At 71.0% G+C, this 17,957-nt stretch carries 14 protein-coding genes and 1 pseudogene; 4 read left to right on the forward strand and 11 right to left on the reverse strand.

Annotated features, from left to right (window positions below; all coding sequences use genetic code 11):
* Nucleotides 1–121: 121 nt before the first annotated feature.
* Nucleotides 122–775 carry a DUF1707 SHOCT-like domain-containing protein gene (locus ABT186_RS40300; protein WP_351929314.1) on the reverse strand — a complete coding sequence of 218 codons (654 nt, stop codon included), beginning with the start codon at nt 773–775 and terminating at the stop codon, nt 122–124.
* 157 nt (nt 776–932) lie between these two features.
* Complete coding sequence (locus tag ABT186_RS40305) at nt 933–1,901, reverse strand: alpha/beta hydrolase (protein ID WP_351929316.1); 969 nt, start codon at nt 1,899–1,901, stop codon at nt 933–935.
* Between the two features lie 186 nt (nt 1,902–2,087).
* Here ABT186_RS40305 and ABT186_RS40310 point away from each other — a divergent pair, with 186 nt between their 5' ends.
* The 3 genes and pseudogenes from ABT186_RS40310 to ABT186_RS40320 all read left to right on the forward strand — a co-directional run bounded on the left by ABT186_RS40310 (nt 2,088) and on the right by ABT186_RS40320 (nt 6,618).
* Nucleotides 2,088–2,546: a MarR family winged helix-turn-helix transcriptional regulator gene (locus ABT186_RS40310; RefSeq protein ID WP_351231115.1), complete on the forward strand. Its 459-nt coding sequence runs from the start codon at nt 2,088–2,090 to the stop codon at nt 2,544–2,546.
* A gap of 40 nt (nt 2,547–2,586) precedes the next feature.
* Nucleotides 2,587–3,587: pseudogene (locus tag ABT186_RS40315) on the forward strand (LLM class flavin-dependent oxidoreductase).
* Nucleotides 3,588–3,798: 211 nt separating this feature from the next.
* Entirely contained in the window at nt 3,799–6,618 is a 2,820-nt protein-coding gene (locus ABT186_RS40320) for a helix-turn-helix transcriptional regulator (RefSeq protein WP_351231111.1), read from the forward strand.
* On the opposite strand, the gene ABT186_RS40325 is transcribed toward ABT186_RS40320, so the two are convergent.
* From ABT186_RS40325 to ABT186_RS40345, 5 genes are all read right to left on the reverse strand, one after another.
* The gene (locus ABT186_RS40325; protein ID WP_351231109.1) at nt 6,563–6,877 is read right to left on the reverse strand and encodes a WhiB family transcriptional regulator; all 315 of its coding nucleotides are present in this window, start codon (nt 6,875–6,877) and stop codon (nt 6,563–6,565) included. The two genes, ABT186_RS40320 and ABT186_RS40325, sit on opposite strands and share 56 nt — an antisense overlap.
* A 14-nt stretch (nt 6,878–6,891) precedes the next feature.
* Nucleotides 6,892–7,281 (reverse strand): SsgA family sporulation/cell division regulator, encoded by a 390-nt coding sequence (locus ABT186_RS40330; protein WP_351231107.1) that lies wholly within the window; start codon nt 7,279–7,281, stop codon nt 6,892–6,894.
* Nucleotides 7,282–7,570: 289 nt separating this feature from the next.
* The gene (locus tag ABT186_RS40335; RefSeq protein ID WP_351929318.1) at nt 7,571–10,393 is read right to left on the reverse strand and encodes an AAA family ATPase; all 2,823 of its coding nucleotides are present in this window, start codon (nt 10,391–10,393) and stop codon (nt 7,571–7,573) included.
* Nucleotides 10,394–10,520: 127 nt separating this feature from the next.
* A complete protein-coding gene (locus tag ABT186_RS40340; protein WP_351231103.1) occupies nt 10,521–11,960 on the reverse strand; it encodes a hypothetical protein in 1,440 nt (479 codons plus the stop codon).
* Between the two features lie 101 nt (nt 11,961–12,061).
* Nucleotides 12,062–12,529: a GtrA family protein gene (locus ABT186_RS40345; RefSeq protein WP_351231101.1), complete on the reverse strand. Its 468-nt coding sequence runs from the start codon at nt 12,527–12,529 to the stop codon at nt 12,062–12,064.
* Nucleotides 12,530–12,629: 100 nt separating this feature from the next.
* Between ABT186_RS40345 and ABT186_RS40350 the strand changes: the two genes are divergently transcribed.
* Entirely contained in the window at nt 12,630–13,622 is a 993-nt protein-coding gene (locus ABT186_RS40350; RefSeq protein ID WP_351231099.1) for a glycosyltransferase family 2 protein, read from the forward strand.
* Between the two features lie 8 nt (nt 13,623–13,630).
* Here ABT186_RS40350 and ABT186_RS40355 read toward each other — a convergent pair whose 3' ends face one another.
* From ABT186_RS40355 to ABT186_RS40370, 4 genes are all read right to left on the reverse strand, one after another.
* Complete coding sequence (locus ABT186_RS40355) at nt 13,631–14,104, reverse strand: nuclear transport factor 2 family protein (protein WP_351231097.1); 474 nt, start codon at nt 14,102–14,104, stop codon at nt 13,631–13,633.
* A 173-nt stretch (nt 14,105–14,277) separates the two neighbouring features.
* Nucleotides 14,278–15,777 carry a metallophosphoesterase family protein gene (locus ABT186_RS40360; protein WP_351929320.1) on the reverse strand — a complete coding sequence of 500 codons (1,500 nt, stop codon included), beginning with the start codon at nt 15,775–15,777 and terminating at the stop codon, nt 14,278–14,280.
* 129 nt (nt 15,778–15,906) lie between these two features.
* Nucleotides 15,907–16,908, reverse strand: a complete 1,002-nt coding sequence (locus ABT186_RS40365; protein ID WP_351929322.1) for a lysophospholipid acyltransferase family protein — start codon at nt 16,906–16,908, stop codon at nt 15,907–15,909.
* On the reverse strand, nt 16,905–17,675 hold the full coding sequence (locus ABT186_RS40370) for a GNAT family N-acetyltransferase (protein WP_351231091.1): 771 nt from the start codon (nt 17,673–17,675) through the stop codon (nt 16,905–16,907). The genes ABT186_RS40365 and ABT186_RS40370 overlap by 4 nt, the downstream gene beginning before the upstream one ends.
* Between the last annotated feature and the right edge of the window lie 282 nt (nt 17,676–17,957).

The raw sequence follows: 17,957 nt of genomic DNA on the forward strand, positions 1-17,957 counted from the left end.
TGTCTCTCACGTATTCGAGTATCTTCAGTTTGGAGTGGTGGGGCGGGGCGTGGGCCCCCACCCCGGCCACCCCCGGCCCCTGTTCCGGCTCCGCCGGCGGTGAGCCGCCGGTCGGTGCGAGTCAGCCGGCCGGCGAGGGTCCTGCCGCGGGCCTGCGGAGCAGCCACTGCCGGAGGGTGCGCCGCGGGGAGCGGACCACGACCTGGCCGTACTTGATCTGGCCGTTCAGCTCGATACGCAGGACGACCGGCACATCGGTCGTACCGTCCTGGCGCCTCTTGATCTGGGCGTAGCTCGCGGCCAGGGAGTCGGTGTCCACGACGATGCCCGGCCGGGTCAAGAGGGTCAGGCCGCCGCCGCGTATGTCCAGATCGATGCGCAGAGTGTCCTGAGTGATCAGCGCCTGGGTGAAGTCGAGTGTCACATCGCCCCAGGCCGAGCAGATGTCCATCCGCCGTGGAACCACCCACCGGCCGCCGCGCCGGGCCGAGCTGCCCTGCTGGTCGATCCGGATGACGTCCTTGACCTCGGCCGCGGCCCCGTCCACTGCCACCACGGCCGGGAGGTCGGCGGTCAGGACGGACAGCTCGCCCATGGTGCGCGCGGAGAAGGCGGCCTCCAGACGCTCGTCGAGTTCGCCCGATGTCAGCCGGCCGTCCCCCGCCGCGATACGCAGCACGTCGACGACCCGCTCGCGGTCCGCGTGCGAGGCCCGCAGTGCGGGCGACGCACCCGAGCCCATGAACTTCCCGGCCTGCGAGAGCTCTCCCGACATTCCCTCACCCCGATCCCGTTGGAGACCCCACCGGACACGGACGCCGGTGCTCGAATCCACGACAGGAACTAACGCTATATCGCGTCATACCTCGGGGCCAAGCCCGGGCCCGGCCTGTCCGCTCCGGCCGGGGCGGGCCCGTGGGGCGCGTCAGTGGTCAGGCGGTTCCGAACGCCGTGCGCAGGGTGCCGATCGCCTGGCTCATGGCGGCCTCGGCGGCGCGTGTCCCGCGCAGGGCGTTGAGCATGACGAAGTCGTGGATGATGCCCTGGTAGCGGACGGCAGTGACCGGGACACCGGCCTCGCGCAGCTTGCCGGCGTAAGCCTCGCCCTCGTCGCGCAGGACGTCGGCCTCGGCGGTGATGACCAGGGCCGGAGGCAGGCCGCGCAGTTGCTCCGTGGTGGCACGCAGCGGGGACGCAGTGATCTCGGCGCGCTCCTTCTCGTCGGTCGCGTACTGGTCCCAGAACCACTGCATGGCGTCACGGCGCAGGAAGTAGCCCTCGGCGAACCGGTGGTACGAGCCGGTGTCGAAGGCGGCGTCGGTCACCGGGTAGAAGAGGACCTGCTGCACGAGGGGCACGTCGCCGCGCTCCTTGGCCATCAGGGTCAGCGCCGCGGCCATGTTGCCGCCGACGGAGTCTCCGGCCACCGCGAGACGAGTGGCGTCCAGGTGGTGGCCTGCGCCTTCGTCGACGATCCAGCGGGCGACGGTGTAGTTCTGCTCGATGGCGACGGGGTAGCGGGCCTCCGGCGAGAGGTCGTACTCGGGGAAGACGACGGCGGCGCCGACGCCGACGGCGAGTTCACGGACCAGGCGGTCATGGGTGTGGGCGTTGCCGAAGACCCAGCCGGCGCCGTGGATGTAGAGGATCACCGGCAGGACCCCCTCGGCTCCCGCGGGGCGGACGATGCGGGCACGGACCTGGCCGGTGGGGCCACCGGGCACGGTGACCCACTCCTCGGCGACGACAGGCTTGACCACCTCGCCGGACTGCGCCTCGTCGACGGCCTTGCGGCCGCCGGCCGGGCCGAGGTCGAAGAGGTAGGGCGGATTGGCGGTGGCCTCGGCGAAGGCCTGGGCGGCGGGCTCGAGGACGGGACGGGGGCCGGTCGGTTCGGTCATGGCGGTCTCCTCGGACGGGTGCCGCAGGCAGGCTCGGCCGGCGGTCTTCGCCGGGAGCGGCGGCACATCAGGGATAGTAGCGCTCGATTAAGTCGTGCACAACTAATTTGGGCTCGATAGAATCGGATGAACGTGAAAGCTAGGGTGGAGGTCGGCATGCGGACACCAGGACCAAGGAGCGATGCCGTGAGCGCACCGGCGACCGAACCGGCCCAGGAGGGTTCGCTGCTTCTGGACGACCAGCTCTGCTTCGCCCTCTACGCGGCCTCCCGCGCGGTGACCACCCGCTACCGGCCCCTGCTCGACGAACTCGGCCTCACCTACCCCCAGTACCTGGTCATGCTGGTGCTCTGGGAGCAGGACTCCATCTCCGTACGCGACCTGGGCCAGGCCCTCCAGTTGGAGTCCAGCACCCTCTCCCCCCTCCTCAAGCGCCTGGAGGCGAACGGGCTGCTCCGTCGCGAGCGCCGCCCGGAGGACGAACGCTCGGTCGCGATCCGCCTCACCGACGCGGGAGCCCGGCTCCAGGACCGGGCACGGACCGTCCCCCTCGCCATCGGTGACGCCATGGGCCTCACCCCCGAGCAGGACGCCATGGCCAAACAACTCCTGCGCCTGCTCACCGCGAACGTCACCGACGGCTGACCGCCGGGAATCCCACGCTCGTGCGAGCGTTGAACCTCGTGTGAGCTCAGTGATCGCAGGAACCCGTTTCTCCGTGCTCGACCGCTCGCGCATCCGCGAAGGGCACGACGGACCCGAGGCCCTACGGGACACCGTGCGGCTGGCGCAGGAGGTCGAGGGGCTCGGGTACCACCGGTTCTGGGTCTCGGAGCACCACGGCGTGCCCGGTGTCGCCGGTTCCGCACCCACCGTCCTGGCCGCGGCCGTCGCGGCGGCCACCCGCAGCATCCGCGTGGGGACCGGCGGCGTGATGCTGCCCAACCACCAACCGCTTGTCGTGGCTGAGCAGTTCGGCGTGCTGGAGTCTCTCTTCCCCGGACGCATCGACATGGGGCTCGGCCGTTCCGTGGGCTTCACGGACGGGGTGCGCAAGGCGCTCGGCCGGGACAAGGACGACGTCGACGACTTCGCCGGTCACATCACCGAGCTCCTGGGGTGGTTCCGCGGTGCCTCACCCACCGGTGTGCACGCCCGCCCGGCCGAGGGGCTGACCGTGCCCCCTTCGTACTGGCCATGGGTGAGGGTGCCGCGATCGCAGCCCGGGCCGGGCTGCCCATGGTCATCGGCGATCTCCGCAACCGGGAGAAGATGCTGCGCGGAATCGAGCACTACCGGGAGGCGTTCCGGCCTTCCGTGTGGGCCGCGGAGCCGTACGTCGTCGTCTCCGGTACCGTCGCGGTCGCCGACACCCCTCAGAGCGCCCACCGCATCCTGCTCCCCGAGGCCTGGTCGATGGCGTACGCGCGTACCCACGGCTCCTTCCCGCCCCTGCCGCCCGCCGAGCGCGTCGGGTCCCTGCCGATGAGCGCAAAGGAACGGGGCTTCTACGAGGCCGGGCTCGCCGGTCATATCGCGGGCACCGAGGAGCAGGTCGCCGACGAGCTGGACGATCTGATCAAGGAGACCGGGGCGCAGGAGGTGCTCGTCACGACCAGTACGTACGACCGTACGGCGCTCGTGGACTCGTACCGGAGGCTGGCCCGGGTCGCGGGGCTCATGTGACGCCGCAACTCACCACTCCATTATCAGATTGCAAGCAGAACGCTCTCCAATTTCACGAAATTCTCCCCGTTTCACGGCATGAATGAGCCATCACAGTCACAATTGCGCCAAACTGGTGGGCCTCGGACTCACCGGATGCCGCAGGGCCGTTCGGCCGTGCACGAGTACTGAGAGCTGCCGGCCGCGCTGGGATCTCGGAGGGGAGCGGCTCGTGGACGGTGACCACGCGGCGCTGCGGAGGGCGGCCGACGGACTGGTGGGACGCGCCGGCGAGGTGGCCCTGCTCCTGTCCTTCGTCGGCGAGGCGGTCTCCAGCGGTGGGTTCCTGCTGCTCTCCGGGGAACCCGGCGTCGGCAAGTCGGTTCTTCTGGATGTGGCGGCGAAGGCCGCGTCGGCTGCCGGGGCCCTGGTACTGCGCTCCGACGGCGTCGAGTTCCTCGCCGATCTGAGCTTCTCCGCCCTGAAGCACGTACTGATGCCGTTGCAGCGGGAGTTCGACGGACTCGGCTCCGTTCACCGTGACGCGCTCGAGGTGGCGCTGGGCATCCGTGAAGGCGCTGCGGTGGACCATCTTGTCGTCTACGGCGCGGCCCTCGCGCTGCTTCGTCGTGCCGCGCAGGCCCGTCCGTTGCTGCTGATCGTCGACGATCTTCAATGGGTCGACCGTGCGAGCGCGGCGGCGCTCGCATTCGTCGCCCGGCGCCTGGCCGGGAGCCGGGTGGGGTTCCTTGCCGCCCGGCGTCCGGGCATCGAGAAGTTCTTCGACAGAGCCGGGCTGCCGGAGCTGGAGATCCGCCCCCTGGACGGCGAGGCCGCGGCCGGTCTGGTCGGCACGCGTTTCCCGCTGCTCGGGGCGCGCGCCCTGCGGCGCGTGCTGGCGCAGGCCCAGGGCAATCCGCTGGCCCTGCTGGAACTGCCCGCCACGCTCACCGATCAGCAGCATGCCTCGGTGGGCGCCCCCTCCGGGGTGCTCCCGCTCAGCCGCCGGCTGCAGGACCTGTACGCCTCCCGGGTCGAGGAACTGCCGGCGCCCACCCGCCGGCTCCTGCTGCTGGCCGCTCTGGAGGGCACCGGCGACCTGCGGGTCCTGCGGGCCGCCGGTGGCGAGGACGCCCTGGTGGATCTCGCCCCGGCGGAGCGGGCCCAGCTGGTGCAGGTCGCCGAAGGGGGCCCGGGCCGACTGACGTTCCGTCACCCTCTGGTCCGCGCAACGGTGGTGGGCGGTTCACCCAGCGGCGAGCGCCTCGGCGCCCACCGCGCCCTGGCGCGGGTGCTGGCCGGTCAGCCCGACCGCCGCGCATGGCACCTCGCGGAAGCCACGGCCGACCCCGACGAACACGTCGCGGCGCTCCTCGAGCAGACCGCCCACCGCGCCCGTCGGCGCGGTGACGCCGTCGGTGCCTTCAACGCGCTGGTACGCGCCGCCGACCTCAGCCCGGACCCCGCGGACCGCGGCAGACGCCTGGCCGAGGCGGTCTACGTGGGCTCCGACGTCGCCGGGGAACTGCGCACGGCGGCACGCCTGCTCGTGGAGGTCCGGCGCGCCGACCCCGAGCTCAGGGGTTCGGTGCAGGCAGCGGTCGCGGCGTCCCATGTGCTGCTCCATCGTGACGGTGACGTCCGCACGGCCCACCGGCTGCTGGTCGGCGCGATCACCGGCCGGGCAGGCCGCTCCGACGGCGGTGACGACGGCGCGCTCTTCGACGCGCTGCGCACCCTGCTACGGGTATGCGTCTACGGCGGCACCCCCGAACTGTGGGACACCTATCACGCCGTGATGAACCAACTCACGGTCCGGCTCCCTCCATTCCTGGAGCTGCTCGTCGCCGTACTCGCCGACCCGGCACGCACCACCCCGCAAGCCCTCGCCCGGCTCGACGCCGCCATCGACGACCTGCAGTGGGAGACCGACCCGACCCGGATCGAGCGGATCGGCATGACGGCGCTCTTCATGGACCGGGCGACGCGGTGCCGCGCGGCCCTGTGGCGCGTCGTCGACGACGGGCGCGAGGGGGGTGCCGTCGCCTCGGCCATCAACGCACTGACGGTGCTGTGCCTGGACGACTTCATGACGGGTCAGTGGGACGAGTGCGCGCGGCTCGTCGAGGAAGGCCTGAGACTGTGCGAGCTGCACGGCTACCAGCTGCTGGCATGGCCCTTCCGGCTGGCCCGGGCACTGCTCGCCGCGGCGCGAGGCGACGACGCCACAGTGCGGACGCTGGCCCGGCAGATCACGGCATGGGCAGAGCCCCGTGGAAGCCGCTCCATGGAGCACTCCGCCCGGCAGGCCTCGGCACTCGCCGCTCTGGGACGCGGCGACTACGAGGACGCCTACCGCAACGCCTCGGCGATCAGTCCCGCGGGAACCCTGGCCCACCATGTCCCGGAGGCCCTGTGGGTTCCGCTGGACCTCGTGGAAGCCGCCGTCCGCACGGGGCGCCAGGCCGAAGCGCGCGCCCATGTGACCGCGATGCGGCAGGCCGGTCTCGCCGCCCTCTCGCCCCGCCTGGCCCTGATCACGACCGGGTCGGCAGCCCTCGCCGCCTCCGCGGACGGGGCCGGCCCGGACAGGGCCGACGGGCTGTTCGAGCAGGCTCTCGCCCTGCCCGGTGTCGACCGCTGGCCCTTCGAACTGGCCCGCGTCCGCCTCGCCTACGGCGAACACCTGCGACGCCGGCACGCCGTCAAGGAGTCCCGGATTCATCTCGCCGCCGCCCTCGACACCTTCCACCATCTCGGCGCCGCGCCCTGGGCCGCACGGGCCGCGGACGAGCTACGGGCGACCGGCCACATCACCGCCTGGGCGCACCCGTGGGTGCGGACCAGCCCGCTCACCGCGCAGGAGCACCGGATCGCGATGCTCGCCGCAACCGGCATGACCAACAAACAGATCGGCGCGGAGCTCTACCTCTCCCATCGCACCGTGGCGGCCCATCTGCACCGGATCTTTCCCAAACTCGGCATCACCTCCCGCGTCACGCTGGGCGAGGCCCTCGCCTCACTGCCACGACAGGAAGACCACGGTCGGTAGTCATACGCTCGTGCCGCTCTCCTTCCGAGAGTCCGCCCCACACGCCGTAGTGCTGCCCCGTACTGAGCGCGAACCGGGCGCATGCGTCCCGGACCGGGCAGCCTCTGCACACCGCGCGGGCACGTTCCTCCCGCTCGCGCCGTATTGATCCCCTCTCCCCCGGAGGGGAGAAGAACATCGAGACGTCCATGCCCCGGCAGGCTGCGAACAGCTGCCACGCCCAGAACTCGGCGACGGGGGCGGGGAGATGTGTGTTCATCGGGCGCTCTCCTTTCAGTCGAGGAGGTGGTCGGCGATGGAGTCCAGGTCCAGGTGACGCCCCTCCGTTCCGAGCGGAACCACGTCCAGGGTGCGCCGCAGGAACCCTTCGAGGGCCCGTGCCGATACCGCCAGCACGGCCGGTTCGCCCTCCGGGAACGGGCGCAGCGCGATGCAGACCCGGTGCACTCCCCTGTCCTGCGACGGCCAGACCTGGACGTCACCGAGGCCGGTCAGCTCACGCTGTCCGTCCAGGAGGAGATCGCGGCCGATCACCCACTGCACGGATGCCTCCTGGCACAGCTGGAAGGTCATGCAGACGGCGTACGGATCGGCGCTGTCGTAGATCAGATCTGCCACTACGGGCCGGTCCACATCTTCTTCGGCGAGGAGACGGACGAGCATCCGGCACACCACGGGAGCAAGGCTGTCAGGGATTTTCATCGCGTGTCGCCGATCTTCCGGCGCGATCAAGGGAAACGGAGGGCAGAGCGGCAACGGAGGGCAGAGCGGCAACGGAGGACGGGGCAGACATCGTGCGAACCTCCACGCGTCGGGGACACCACGAGTCTGCGAGCGCGCGCGATCGCAGACATCGGTCAAATGACTGTCGCCGTCTCCGACGGCCGGGCGTACAGAGCCGTCTTCGACGACCGGGCGTACATCGCCGTCTCCGACGGCCGGGCATACGGGGTCAGTTCTCGTACGGCTCCCGGGGCGTGCCCTCGTCGTCCGACGGCCCGGCGGCCGACGGGCCGAGAGCGTCGCGGAGCGCGGCCCGGGAGGAGACCTGGAGTTTCCCGAAGATATGACGCAGGTGGGCTCCGACCGTCCGGGCGGACAGCCGGAGCCGTTCGCCGATCTGCTTGTTGCTCAGCCCGGAGGCTGCCAGTACGGCGATCTGGCGTTCCCGCGAGGTGAGGGCGTCCGGCCCCAGCTCGCCTCCGCGCGATCTGGTCCGGCCGGTGGCCCGCAGTTCGTTCTCGGCTCTGGTCGCCCATGGCCGCGCCCCCATGCGCCGGAAGGCGTCGAGCGCCGCGCCGAGCTGCACCCGTGAAGCGGTGATGGCCCGGGTCCGGCGCAGATGTTCGCCGTAGGCCAGCCGCACCCGGGCCAGTTCGAAGGTCCAGGAATCGGCCCCGGGGACGGCGAGCGCCTCCTCGAAGAGCGCGGTGGCCGCGCTGCCCGAGGCGGCCATGGCGGCGGAGCCCGCCGAAAGGAGCGCGAGTCGTGGGGACAGCGCGGCGACACCGGCTTCGCGCATGGCTGTGACATGCGCGTTCGCCTCGGTGTGGCCGTTGCTTCCGACGGCGGCCTCGACGAGGTCCATGGGAACCCACACCGCGATGGCGACTCGGTAGGGGAAGGAACCTGCCGGGCTGATCGCGGTCGTCTGCTGGTAGGCCTCCTCATAGTCGCCTCGTCCCAGTGCCGCCAGAGCACGGGCGTGCGCGGCGTACATCTGGGCCGTGCGGATCCCCCGGGGCGCGGCCCAGCGGGTGAAGTCATCGGTCAATGCGTCGACCGCCTCGAAGTCACCGCGGCCGGCGGCGAGGAGGGCCCTGATGTAGCGTCCCGGCAACGCGTAGAGCTCGTAGCCATGGGTCTCGCACAGCCCGACGCCCTCGTCGACCAGTTGCTGTGCCTCCTCCCATCTGCCGGTCACAAAGGCGTCGAAGCCCAGCAACAGCAGTGCGCTGATGGCCGAGGCGACGGCTCCCCCCTGCCGTCCGTCCCTGACCACGCGCCACAGCGCCGTGCGCAGGCCCGGGAGCCGGTCCACATGGATACCGGCGGTGCCGAGCCAGATGATCCGGGCCGGGTCGGCCTCCTTGTCACTCGCATCGATCAGGCGGTCGAGGCTGTCGAGCGCGGCGCCCGCGGTGCGTACCGGGTCGCAGTAGGTGTCGCCGCACAGGGACATGAGGACGACGTGGGACGCGAAACGTTCGACGGCCGTGTAAAAGGCGTCCCACAGTTCCGCTCGCCCGCCGTAGAAGCAGACGAGGAGCAGGGTCTGGAACGCTTCGGTCAGGACCCGGTCGCAGGCACTGTCGCGGACCGGAAAGGCCTCCAGGGCCCCGACGAGCAGACGGTGGGCGGTGTCGATGTCGCCCTCGCCGGAGAGGAGCATGTACGAGGCGGCGACGGCGGCGTGCAACGCCTCGTTGTGCCCGGGATCGGCGGCGTGGGCGGCGGCCAGCAGCTGCGGTGTGCTGCGCAGTTCGCCGGTCACATCCGCACCGATGTACGCCGCCTCGGCCAGTCGACGGCTCCGGTCGGCGCCGCTCGGGCTCAGCTCGGCGGCCCGCAGCAACGCGGCCACGGCGCCGACGGCGTCACCCCGCTGCAGGACACGCCGTGCGATCTCGGCGAGCAGCGCCGCCACCTGCTCATCGGGCTCGAGGCTCGCCTCCGCGAGGTGCCACGCCCGGCGCTCGGGCTGGTCCTCCAGCAGCCGGGCCAGCGTCCGGTGGGCCGCACGCCGCTCGTTGCTCGTCGACCGCTTCACCACCGCGGAGCGGATCAGGGGATGGACGAACACGACACGGCGGGTGTGCTCGTCGAGACGAACCAGCCCGGCCCGCTCGGCGGGGGCCAGATCACCGGGACCGGGTTCACCGTGCCCGGTGGACTGCAGGATGCGTGGATCGCCCGTGGCGGCCAGGGCGGCACGCAACAGGAGCCGGCCGGTCGGGGCGGGGAGTTCGGCCACCCGTGACGCGAACAGGGTCTGCAGCCGCCGTACGGGCGACACGATCGACGGTGCTCCGGGGGCCGCCACCGGCTGCAGACCGCCGGCCTCGGCCGCCAGCTCCAGCAGCGCCAGCGGATTGCCCTGCGCCTCCGCCACCAGGCGCACCCGGTCCCGGGGCACCAGGTCCGGGAAGCGGGCCTGCAGCAGGTCCGTAGCGGCCTCGTCGTCCAGGGGCCGCAGTTCGTGCTCGGTCAGGCCGGCACGTTCGAAGTAGCCTTCGGTTCCCGGACGCGACGCGGAGAGAAACCCGACGTGGCTGCCGGCGAGTCGGCGCGCGACGAATCCCAGCACGTCGGCGCTCGCCCGGTCGAGCCACTGCACATCGTCCACGATCACCAGCGACGGCCGACGGGCGGCGGTGAGACGGAGCAGGGCGAGCACCGCCTCGGACACGGCCGGCCGGTCCGGGGGCGGACCGGCGCCGAATCCCAACACCACGGAGAGGGCGCTGTGTTGCACAGGACCGAGCGTCCCGAATTCGGGCTCCAGCGGTAGCAGAAGCTGATGGAGTCCCGAGTAGCTGACGTCGGCCTCGAACTCCGCGCCGGCGCCACGCAGAACCCGCGTCCCCGCCTTCAGCGCGGCTTCGGCGGCACAGTCGAGCAGCACGGTCTTGCCGACGCCCGGTTCCCCGACCAGGAGAAACGATCCGCCCTCGCCCGCGGAGCCGTCGAGGAACGACCGCACGAGCGCCAGCTCTTCACCCCGCCCGACCAGGCCGTCGGCCGCTTTCCGTCGCTGAGGGTCGTAGTGGCTCACCGCTGCCTCCCCGACCCCCTGCCGGGCCGAACCCGGCTTCTCCATGATGGGCAGCCATGCTTGAAAGCACAACGACTGGGCGTCGGGGAGTTCGCGGAAGCCGCAGTGAGGCGCCCGCCCGGCGTTTTCAGCCGGTCAGCTGGTCGCTCCTGGGGCCTGTGGACTGGCGTACGGTCATCTGACCGGTTTGTACGGCAGGGGTTTCGGGGGTGGGTGCTGTGGTGCCGCGTTGCAGCCGGCTGAGGAGCAGGCCGAGGGTGCCGGCGAGGGCGGGCCAGTAGAGGTAGCGGAAGTCCGTTGCCGGAATGATGGGCAGGTAGCCGAGCACATAGGCCAGGGAGCTCATTCCCAGTGCCCGGACGGGCAGGGAGAGCGCTCCCCCGCCGGGCCGGATGGAGAGGAAGAGCGCGACGGCCAGCCACAGCCACCCGGCGAAAAGGAGCGGCAGGTCCCTCAGGGCGCCGAGGACGTAGGTCTGGAGTGCGGCCTCGAGCCGGGGGTGGGTCACGGTGAGGCCGAGGCTGTTGCGGGTGATTCCGAACTGGTACTGGTACGAGGTCTTGAACAGCAGAAGTGAAAACAGTTGCAGGCGGTACTGGACGTACTGGGGCAGATGGCGGGGGATCTGGCTGATCCACATGGATCTGAGCTCGTCCGCATGGAGGGCCAGTTCGCCTGCGCCGGCCCTCTCGTCGCGCGGATAGCAGTTGAAGTAGGTGTCGGACAGCGTCTGGGTCTGCTCGCACTGTTGGGCAGCGAGGTGGAGGCGCATCCGGAAGTCCGATGTCGTCGCCGCCGCTTCGGCCGCCTTCTCGACCTCGTCCACGCTCAGTACGTGCACGAGGTCGTCGAGCATGATCTGGGAGCTCTGGCCGGTCCGCTGGGGCTGCGCGAAGGCGGAGATGGCGACACCGGGCACGACTACGGCGGCGAAGAGGGCCAGCGAGGAGGCCAGCCACACACGGAGTCCCGGAGTCGGCCACAGTGCGCGAAGGAGCATCACGAAGACCGGGATCACGGCAAAGACTGCGTTCTTGCGGACCAGGACGGCGTAGGCGAGGAGGAGCGCGCCCACGGCCAGCAGGGTCCAGCGCAGACGCGGGCGGCCGGGCGGCAGGCGCCTGCCGAGGAGGCCGACAGCGCAAGCGGCGAGGAGCGCGAACGCCATGTGGACGTCCTTCCACACCACTCCGGCGAATGTCAGGACGTGGGGCGCCAGTCCGATGGCCATGACGGCCAGGGATTTCGGGCGGCTGCCGGTGAGGTCCCATACGCACGCGGCGAAGACCCACAGGGCCGCCCAGAGGATGGCGCACTGCAGCAGCGCCATGGTCGCGGGCGTGCCGGTCAGCGCGATGAGCGCGCGCCACACCAGGGCCAGCACGGGCGGGTGCCAGTCCGTCAGTGGCTCCTTGCCCTGGGCCTGGCCCAGTTGGTCGAGGCTGTCCGGGCTCATGAACCCGGGGGAGAACACGACGGAGGAGAGCAGGCAGCAGGCCGCGGCGATGGCCGCCAGCCCCCAGACCCAGCGTCGACGTTCGCACCGGATCACTTGGGTATGTTCCATGCGCCGGGAGCGTAACAGCGTGTAAACGAGTGAGCACGCAAGGTGACGAAGCTGGCGTCGCGTTGGCGCGGCACACCGATGCCGAGGTGCGGCGTTCCCGTTCAGGCCGCGGCGAAGACGAGGCGCCGATAGGCGACGAAACGCAGCAGCGTGGCAGCGGCCCAGCCGAGCGAGCGGGCGACGTTGTCGCCCAGGACGGAGTGATATCCCGTCAACTGCCGCGACAGCACGACCGCGCCCGCAGTGATCACCAGGCCCGCGACGTTGACGACGACGAACAGGATCAGCTCGCGTGCCACGTTGCCGCGGCGCCGATGCCGGTACGTCCAGCAACGGTTGCCCGCCCAGCCGACAATCGCCGCAACACCCGTCGCAACCGCCGAGGCCTGGACCGGCAGCGCCTCCATCGGTCCGCCGGCCACGCCCGGGAGGCCGAAGACCAGCAGGTTGTAGGTGCCACTGTCCACGATGAGGGCGAAGGCGCCGACGAGCCCGAATGCGGCCGCCTCACGCCAGATTCCAGCGACGGCACCGCGCATGCGCAGCACCAAAGACGCACCGTCCGACACACAGCAGAGAGTAACGGCACGGTGCGCCCCCGCCACTTAGGCGCACATGCGCTGCATTATGTCCACATATGGGCAGTATTCACTGAGTTGAGGAGCAGCCGTGAGCCCGACGATCGCCTGCGTGGTGCCGTGCCACAACGAAGAAGCAGCCATCGGCAAGGTGGTGCGCGATCTGCGGGCGGCACTCCCCGAATCCGACATCTACGTGTACGACAACGCGTCGACCGACCGCACCGTGGACGTGGCCCGCGAGGCGGGCGCGATCATCCGGCACGAACACCGCAAGGGCAAAGGCAACGTCATCCGGCGCGCCTTCGCCGATCTCGAGGCCGACGCGGTGCTCATCATCGACGGCGACGACACCTATGACGCCTCGCGGGCACGGGACATGGTGGACCTGCTGTTCGAAGGACCCTACGACCAGGTCATCGGCGCCCGCCGCGAGACGGTCGACGGCGCCTACCGCGCCGGGCACGCGGTGGGCAACAAGCTGCTCACAGGCGCGGTGCGCTCGCTGTTCGGCAACGAAGTCACCGACATGCTCAGCGGCTACCGGGTATTCTCCCAGCGCTTCGTGAAGTCCTTCCCCGCACTGTCACGCGAGTTCGAGACCGAGACCGAGATGACGGTCCACGCACTCAACCTCCGGTTGCCCACGGCAGAGCTCGCGGTGGGATTCAAGGACCGGCCGGCCGGCAGCGTGAGCAAACTGCGCACCTACCGGGACGGCTGGCGCATCTTCATGCTCATCCTCAGCCTGGCGCGACGCGAGCGGCCCTCCCTCGTCCACACCGCTGTCGCGGGTCTGCTCGCCCTTGTCTCGATCGTCCTCGGCACGCCCGTCGTCATCGACTTCGTCCGCCTGGGTGTGGTGCCGCGCTTCCCCACGGCGATTCTCGCGGCTGCCATCATGACGATTGCGGTGCTTGTGCTGCTCGTGGGCTACATTCTCGAATCGTTCATGTACATGCGCCAGGAGCAGTCCCGGCTCGTGCACCTGGCCTATTCGGCGCCGACGCGCGGAGTGCACCGTTCCGGCCAGGGGGCGAGCGAGGTCTCCGTACCCGCCCAGGATGTTCTCAGCAGATCCTGACCGGCCCGTCAGAGACCCAGGTCGCTCAGACCGGGGTGATCATCGGGCCGGCGGCCCAGCGGCCAGTGGAACAGGCGCTCCGACTCCTTGATGGGCAGGTCGTTGATGCACGCGTAGCGCCGGAGCATCAGGCCGTTGTCGTCGAACTCCCAGTTCTCGTTGCCGTAGGAGCGGAACCAGTTGCCCGAGTCGTCGTGGCACTCGTAGGCGAAGCGCACGGCGATGCGGTTGCCGTCGAAGGCCCACAGCTCCTTGATGAGCCGGTAGTCCAGCTCCCGCCGCCACTTGCGGGTGAGGAAGGCGACGATCTCGTCGCGGCCGTTGGCGAACTCGGCGCGGTTGCGCCAGCGGGAGTCCACCGTGTAGGCGAGCGCGACCTTTTCGGGATCGCGGGAGTTCCAGCCGTCCTCCGCCAGTCGCACCTTCTCCGTGGCCGTCTCCCGGGTGAACGGCGGGAACGGGGGGCGTGGTTCGTGCGTCATTTCGTCTCCGTGAGGTGAGGGTGCCCGAGCATCGAGAACGCTCGTTCTCCACTGCGCACCACGGGTACGAGAACGATGGTTCTCGCGCAAGCGCGCAAGCGCACAGGCGCGCGCCCACGGACACGAGGGCGGTGGTCAGGGCGTCACCGGCGGTTGCCCGGCGCGCCCCCTCCTCACACCAGCGGGATGGTCACCTCGTCCTCGACCGGCGGGTCGAGCTCCTCGCGCAGATTGCCGGTCGCCGCGAAGCAGCGCAGCCGGACCGACTCCGGGGTGACGTCCAGGCGCAGGAAGCTCTTGAAGAAGGGCGGGCTGTAGGTGGCCGAACTCGGCGAGAAGAGCTGGGTGTAGATCTTGCGCACGGGCAGCCGGAACCGTGAGGTCTTGTCGGGGCGGCCTCCGGCGCCCAGCAGACCGGCGACGAGACGGGTCCGCAGGGTGACCCGGGCGGACGCGCCCTGGGCGCGGGTCGGGGGGATGCCGAGGCGCTCGGCGATCACGGCCATCGCCTCCGCCTCCGTGAGCGTGAAGAAGCGGTGCAGCCGCAGGCGGCGTCCGTAGAGCCTGCTGTAGAAGGCCAGGGAGTCCCCGCGCAGGGGATAGCAGCGGAAGTCCTTCTCGTCGACGTTCGCTATGGACACACGCGGAATCGTGTGGGTGGCGTGCATGAACGCGCCTCCGCCTCCCGAGACCACGTACTGGAGGGTGCGGCCGTCGACCTGCACCGGATAGCGCTGGTAGTTGTGGATGTCGCCGCCTATCGCCGCGACGTAGTGGTGCTCGGGGTCACGGACGATGTCGTCGACCGTACCGCCGCCGTCGATGGGACAGGGATGGTGCTCGCCGTCCACGTACAAGGGGGATCCGGTGATGAGGATCTTGGGGCGGGGCCCTCGGGAGACCTCACGCAGCCAGCGGCCCTGCTCGGCGTCGATGGTGCCCAGGAGGCCGGTGTCGATTCCTATGATGCGGACGGGACCGGCGTCGATGGCCCAGTACGGGCCGGGCTGGAGGGCCTGCTGGGCGGGAGCGGAACGCAACTGCCGTGCCTCGGCGAGGCGTTGTTCGTCCGGCGTACGCGGCGTGTGCCACAGCAGCGAGCGCAGCCAGGCGCGGGTCAGCGGGCGGGGAGCGGGGAGCGGGGCGGGCGGCGCGGTGTCGCAGAACACGCGCATGAACCCGTTCAGGTCCTCGTACCAGTCGTGGTTGCCGGGTATGGCGTAGAGAGGGGCGTGGTAGTCCTGGTACGGGCGGAAGAACTTCGTGCCGTAGTCGTCGGTGGTGCCGACCGGATAGATCACGTCGCTGGCGACGACTGCGAACCGTGTGTCCTGGCTCATCTTCAGAAAGCCCGGTACGACGGCGTATTGAGGGTCGTCCCCCTCTCCGGTGTCCCCCATGACCATGAAGGAGAAGCGGTCCGGATCGTCGCGTCGGATCACCTTGTCGGCGGGCGCGCCCGCCGCTTCCCGCTGTGCCACCCAGCGACTTCGGGTCCGACCGGTGGGGTCACCGAACCAGGAGGCCAGCACGCCGTTGCGGGCCGCCCAGAGGGTTCTCGGGTTGAGCCAGGAGATTTTCTCGACCTGACGGGGCATCAACGTGCGGTAGCTGCCGCGTTCCGCGGCGCCCCAGCCGGCGCCCTCGGCCGTATCGCGTGAAGATTCGGACATCGGTGAACCGTAGCAATGACTCGGAGAGCGACGAGAGGCGGCCGTCCGAGGGGCGGCTGTGGTCCGGCCGACAGGGTCGTACGGCTCCGGGGACGTTCCCGGGCCGTACGCCCGTACAGTGACGGTACGTCAGAGGTGCGCGGGCCGCTCCGCGTGGACCTCCTTCGGCAGCCCCGCGGCCCGCTGCGCGGCCAGGGCGAGGCCGCGCCGGTCGGTCCCGTTGTCCGGTTCGAGCACCGGCGTGACCCGGACCTCCGCAATGAGCCGCCGTGCCGACACGACCCGCCACAGTGACGTCAGCAGTGAGTCGCTCCCCACGAACGCGGGCGCGGTGCTGGCCGGGCCCCCGTCGAGCCGGTAGTGGAGACGTACCGGCTGAACAGGGACGCCGGCGTCAAGCGCCGCCTGGAAGACGGCCCGCCGGAAACGGCCCTGCGCCCGGCCGCACCATGTGCTCCCCTCGGGGAAGACAACGACTGCCGACCCGGCGCGCAGGCCGTCCGCGATCCGCGCGACCGTGTCGGGCAGTGCCCGCAGCCGGTCCCGTTCGATGAAGAGCGCACCGCTGCGCGCGGTCAGCGCGCCGGCCACCGGCCACTGCCGGATCTCGGTCTTGGCGAGCATCCGGCCGGGGCGAACGGCGGCGAGCAGCGGGATGTCCAGCCAGGAGATGTGGTTGGCGACCATCAGCAGACCGCCACGCCGCGGGGCGGTCCCGGTGATCCGGACCCGGACGCCCGCGGCGCGCACGACGGTCCGGCACCAGGCTCTGATGATCCGCTCGCGGAGGGAGACGGGCAGTTGGCGCACGACCGGGGAGAGCACGATCCCGGTGATGAGCACGGGCAGGACGGTTGCGAGCCGGAGCACGGCACGCGGCAGCGCGGCCGCCGACGCCGTGGCGTCCACACAGGACTCCGGCGAGCACGGTGCACTCGGCAGCCATGCGCTCGGCGGGGTGGCCGTCGCGGGCCGCGGGCCGGCGCGCCGGGGCCTGGGCACCGCCGTGGTGCCCGGGAGCGCTGCCGTGCTGACGCCCGGGCCCACAAGCACCGGCGTGGCACGGCGCACACGCAGGGTCAGGCCGGTCCGGGACGCGCTCGTCACACTGATCCGGGGCGTGTTCATCACGCGGGGACGAGCGAGAGGAAGTGCCGCAGATAGCGCGGGTTGACCCGGCGCATCGACAGCAGGACGTACAGGTCGGCGACGCCGAAGTCCGGGTCGTGCGCGGGCTCCCCGCAGACCCAGGCACCCAGGCGGAGGTAGCCGCGCAGCAGCGGCGGCAGCTCGATGCGCTCGGCCGGGGCCGGGGTGTCGGGGCGCCAGGGCAGCAGCGGCCGTACGCGGTACTCCTCGGGCGCCAGGTGCTTGGCCCGCACCCGATCCCAGGTGCCCGCGGCGAGCGCTCCGCCGTCGGCGAGCGGCAGGGAGCAGCAGCCGGCCAGCCACTCGTGGCCGCTCTGGACCATGTAGCGGGCTATCCCCGCCCAGATCAGGCCGATGACCGCGCCGTCGCGGTGATCGGGGTGGACGCAGGAGCGGCCGACCTCGACGAGTCCGGGGCGGATCCCGTCGAGCGGGCCGAGGTCGAACTCGCCCTCCGAGTACAGCCGCCCGGCGATGGCCGCGCGCTCGGGCGGGAGCAGCCGGTAGGTGCCGACGACCTGGTCGGTCAGTGTGTCGCGGACGAGGAGGTGATCGCAGTACGCGTCGAAGGAGTCGATGTCGAGGCCCGGCTGCGGGGTGGACAGGAGCGCGCCCATCTCCCCCGCGAAGACATCGTGGCGCAGCCGCTGGGCGGCCCGGACGTCGGCCTCGTCACGGGCGAGCGTGACGGTGTAGCGGGTGGGCGCCACGGGTGCTGGGGGGCTGGCAAGGGCGGTAACGCCGGTCATGGCTCTCTCCTGGTCACGGGCCGGTTCGGCGGTGCGGCAGCAGACCGTGTCGGTCAGGTCTGCGCGCTCCTGTTCTTCCGATGCCGGTTGGCGTGTGCGTGACCGTGACCAGGAGAGGGGATGTGGGAATGTTGAATGCCGGGGGTCGGTGCCGGCGATACGACGGCTGGGGCGTTGGCGGGACCGGGGTTGAGCACCACGCCCGGTCCCGCCCCGCCGCACCCAGCCCGCGGACGGCTACGACCCGCCCCGCCCCACATCGGAAGAGGGGCGGGGAGGGGA

The organism is Streptomyces sp. NPDC001634, assembly GCF_040298185.1.
GTDB lineage: Bacteria > Actinomycetota > Actinomycetes > Streptomycetales > Streptomycetaceae > Streptomyces.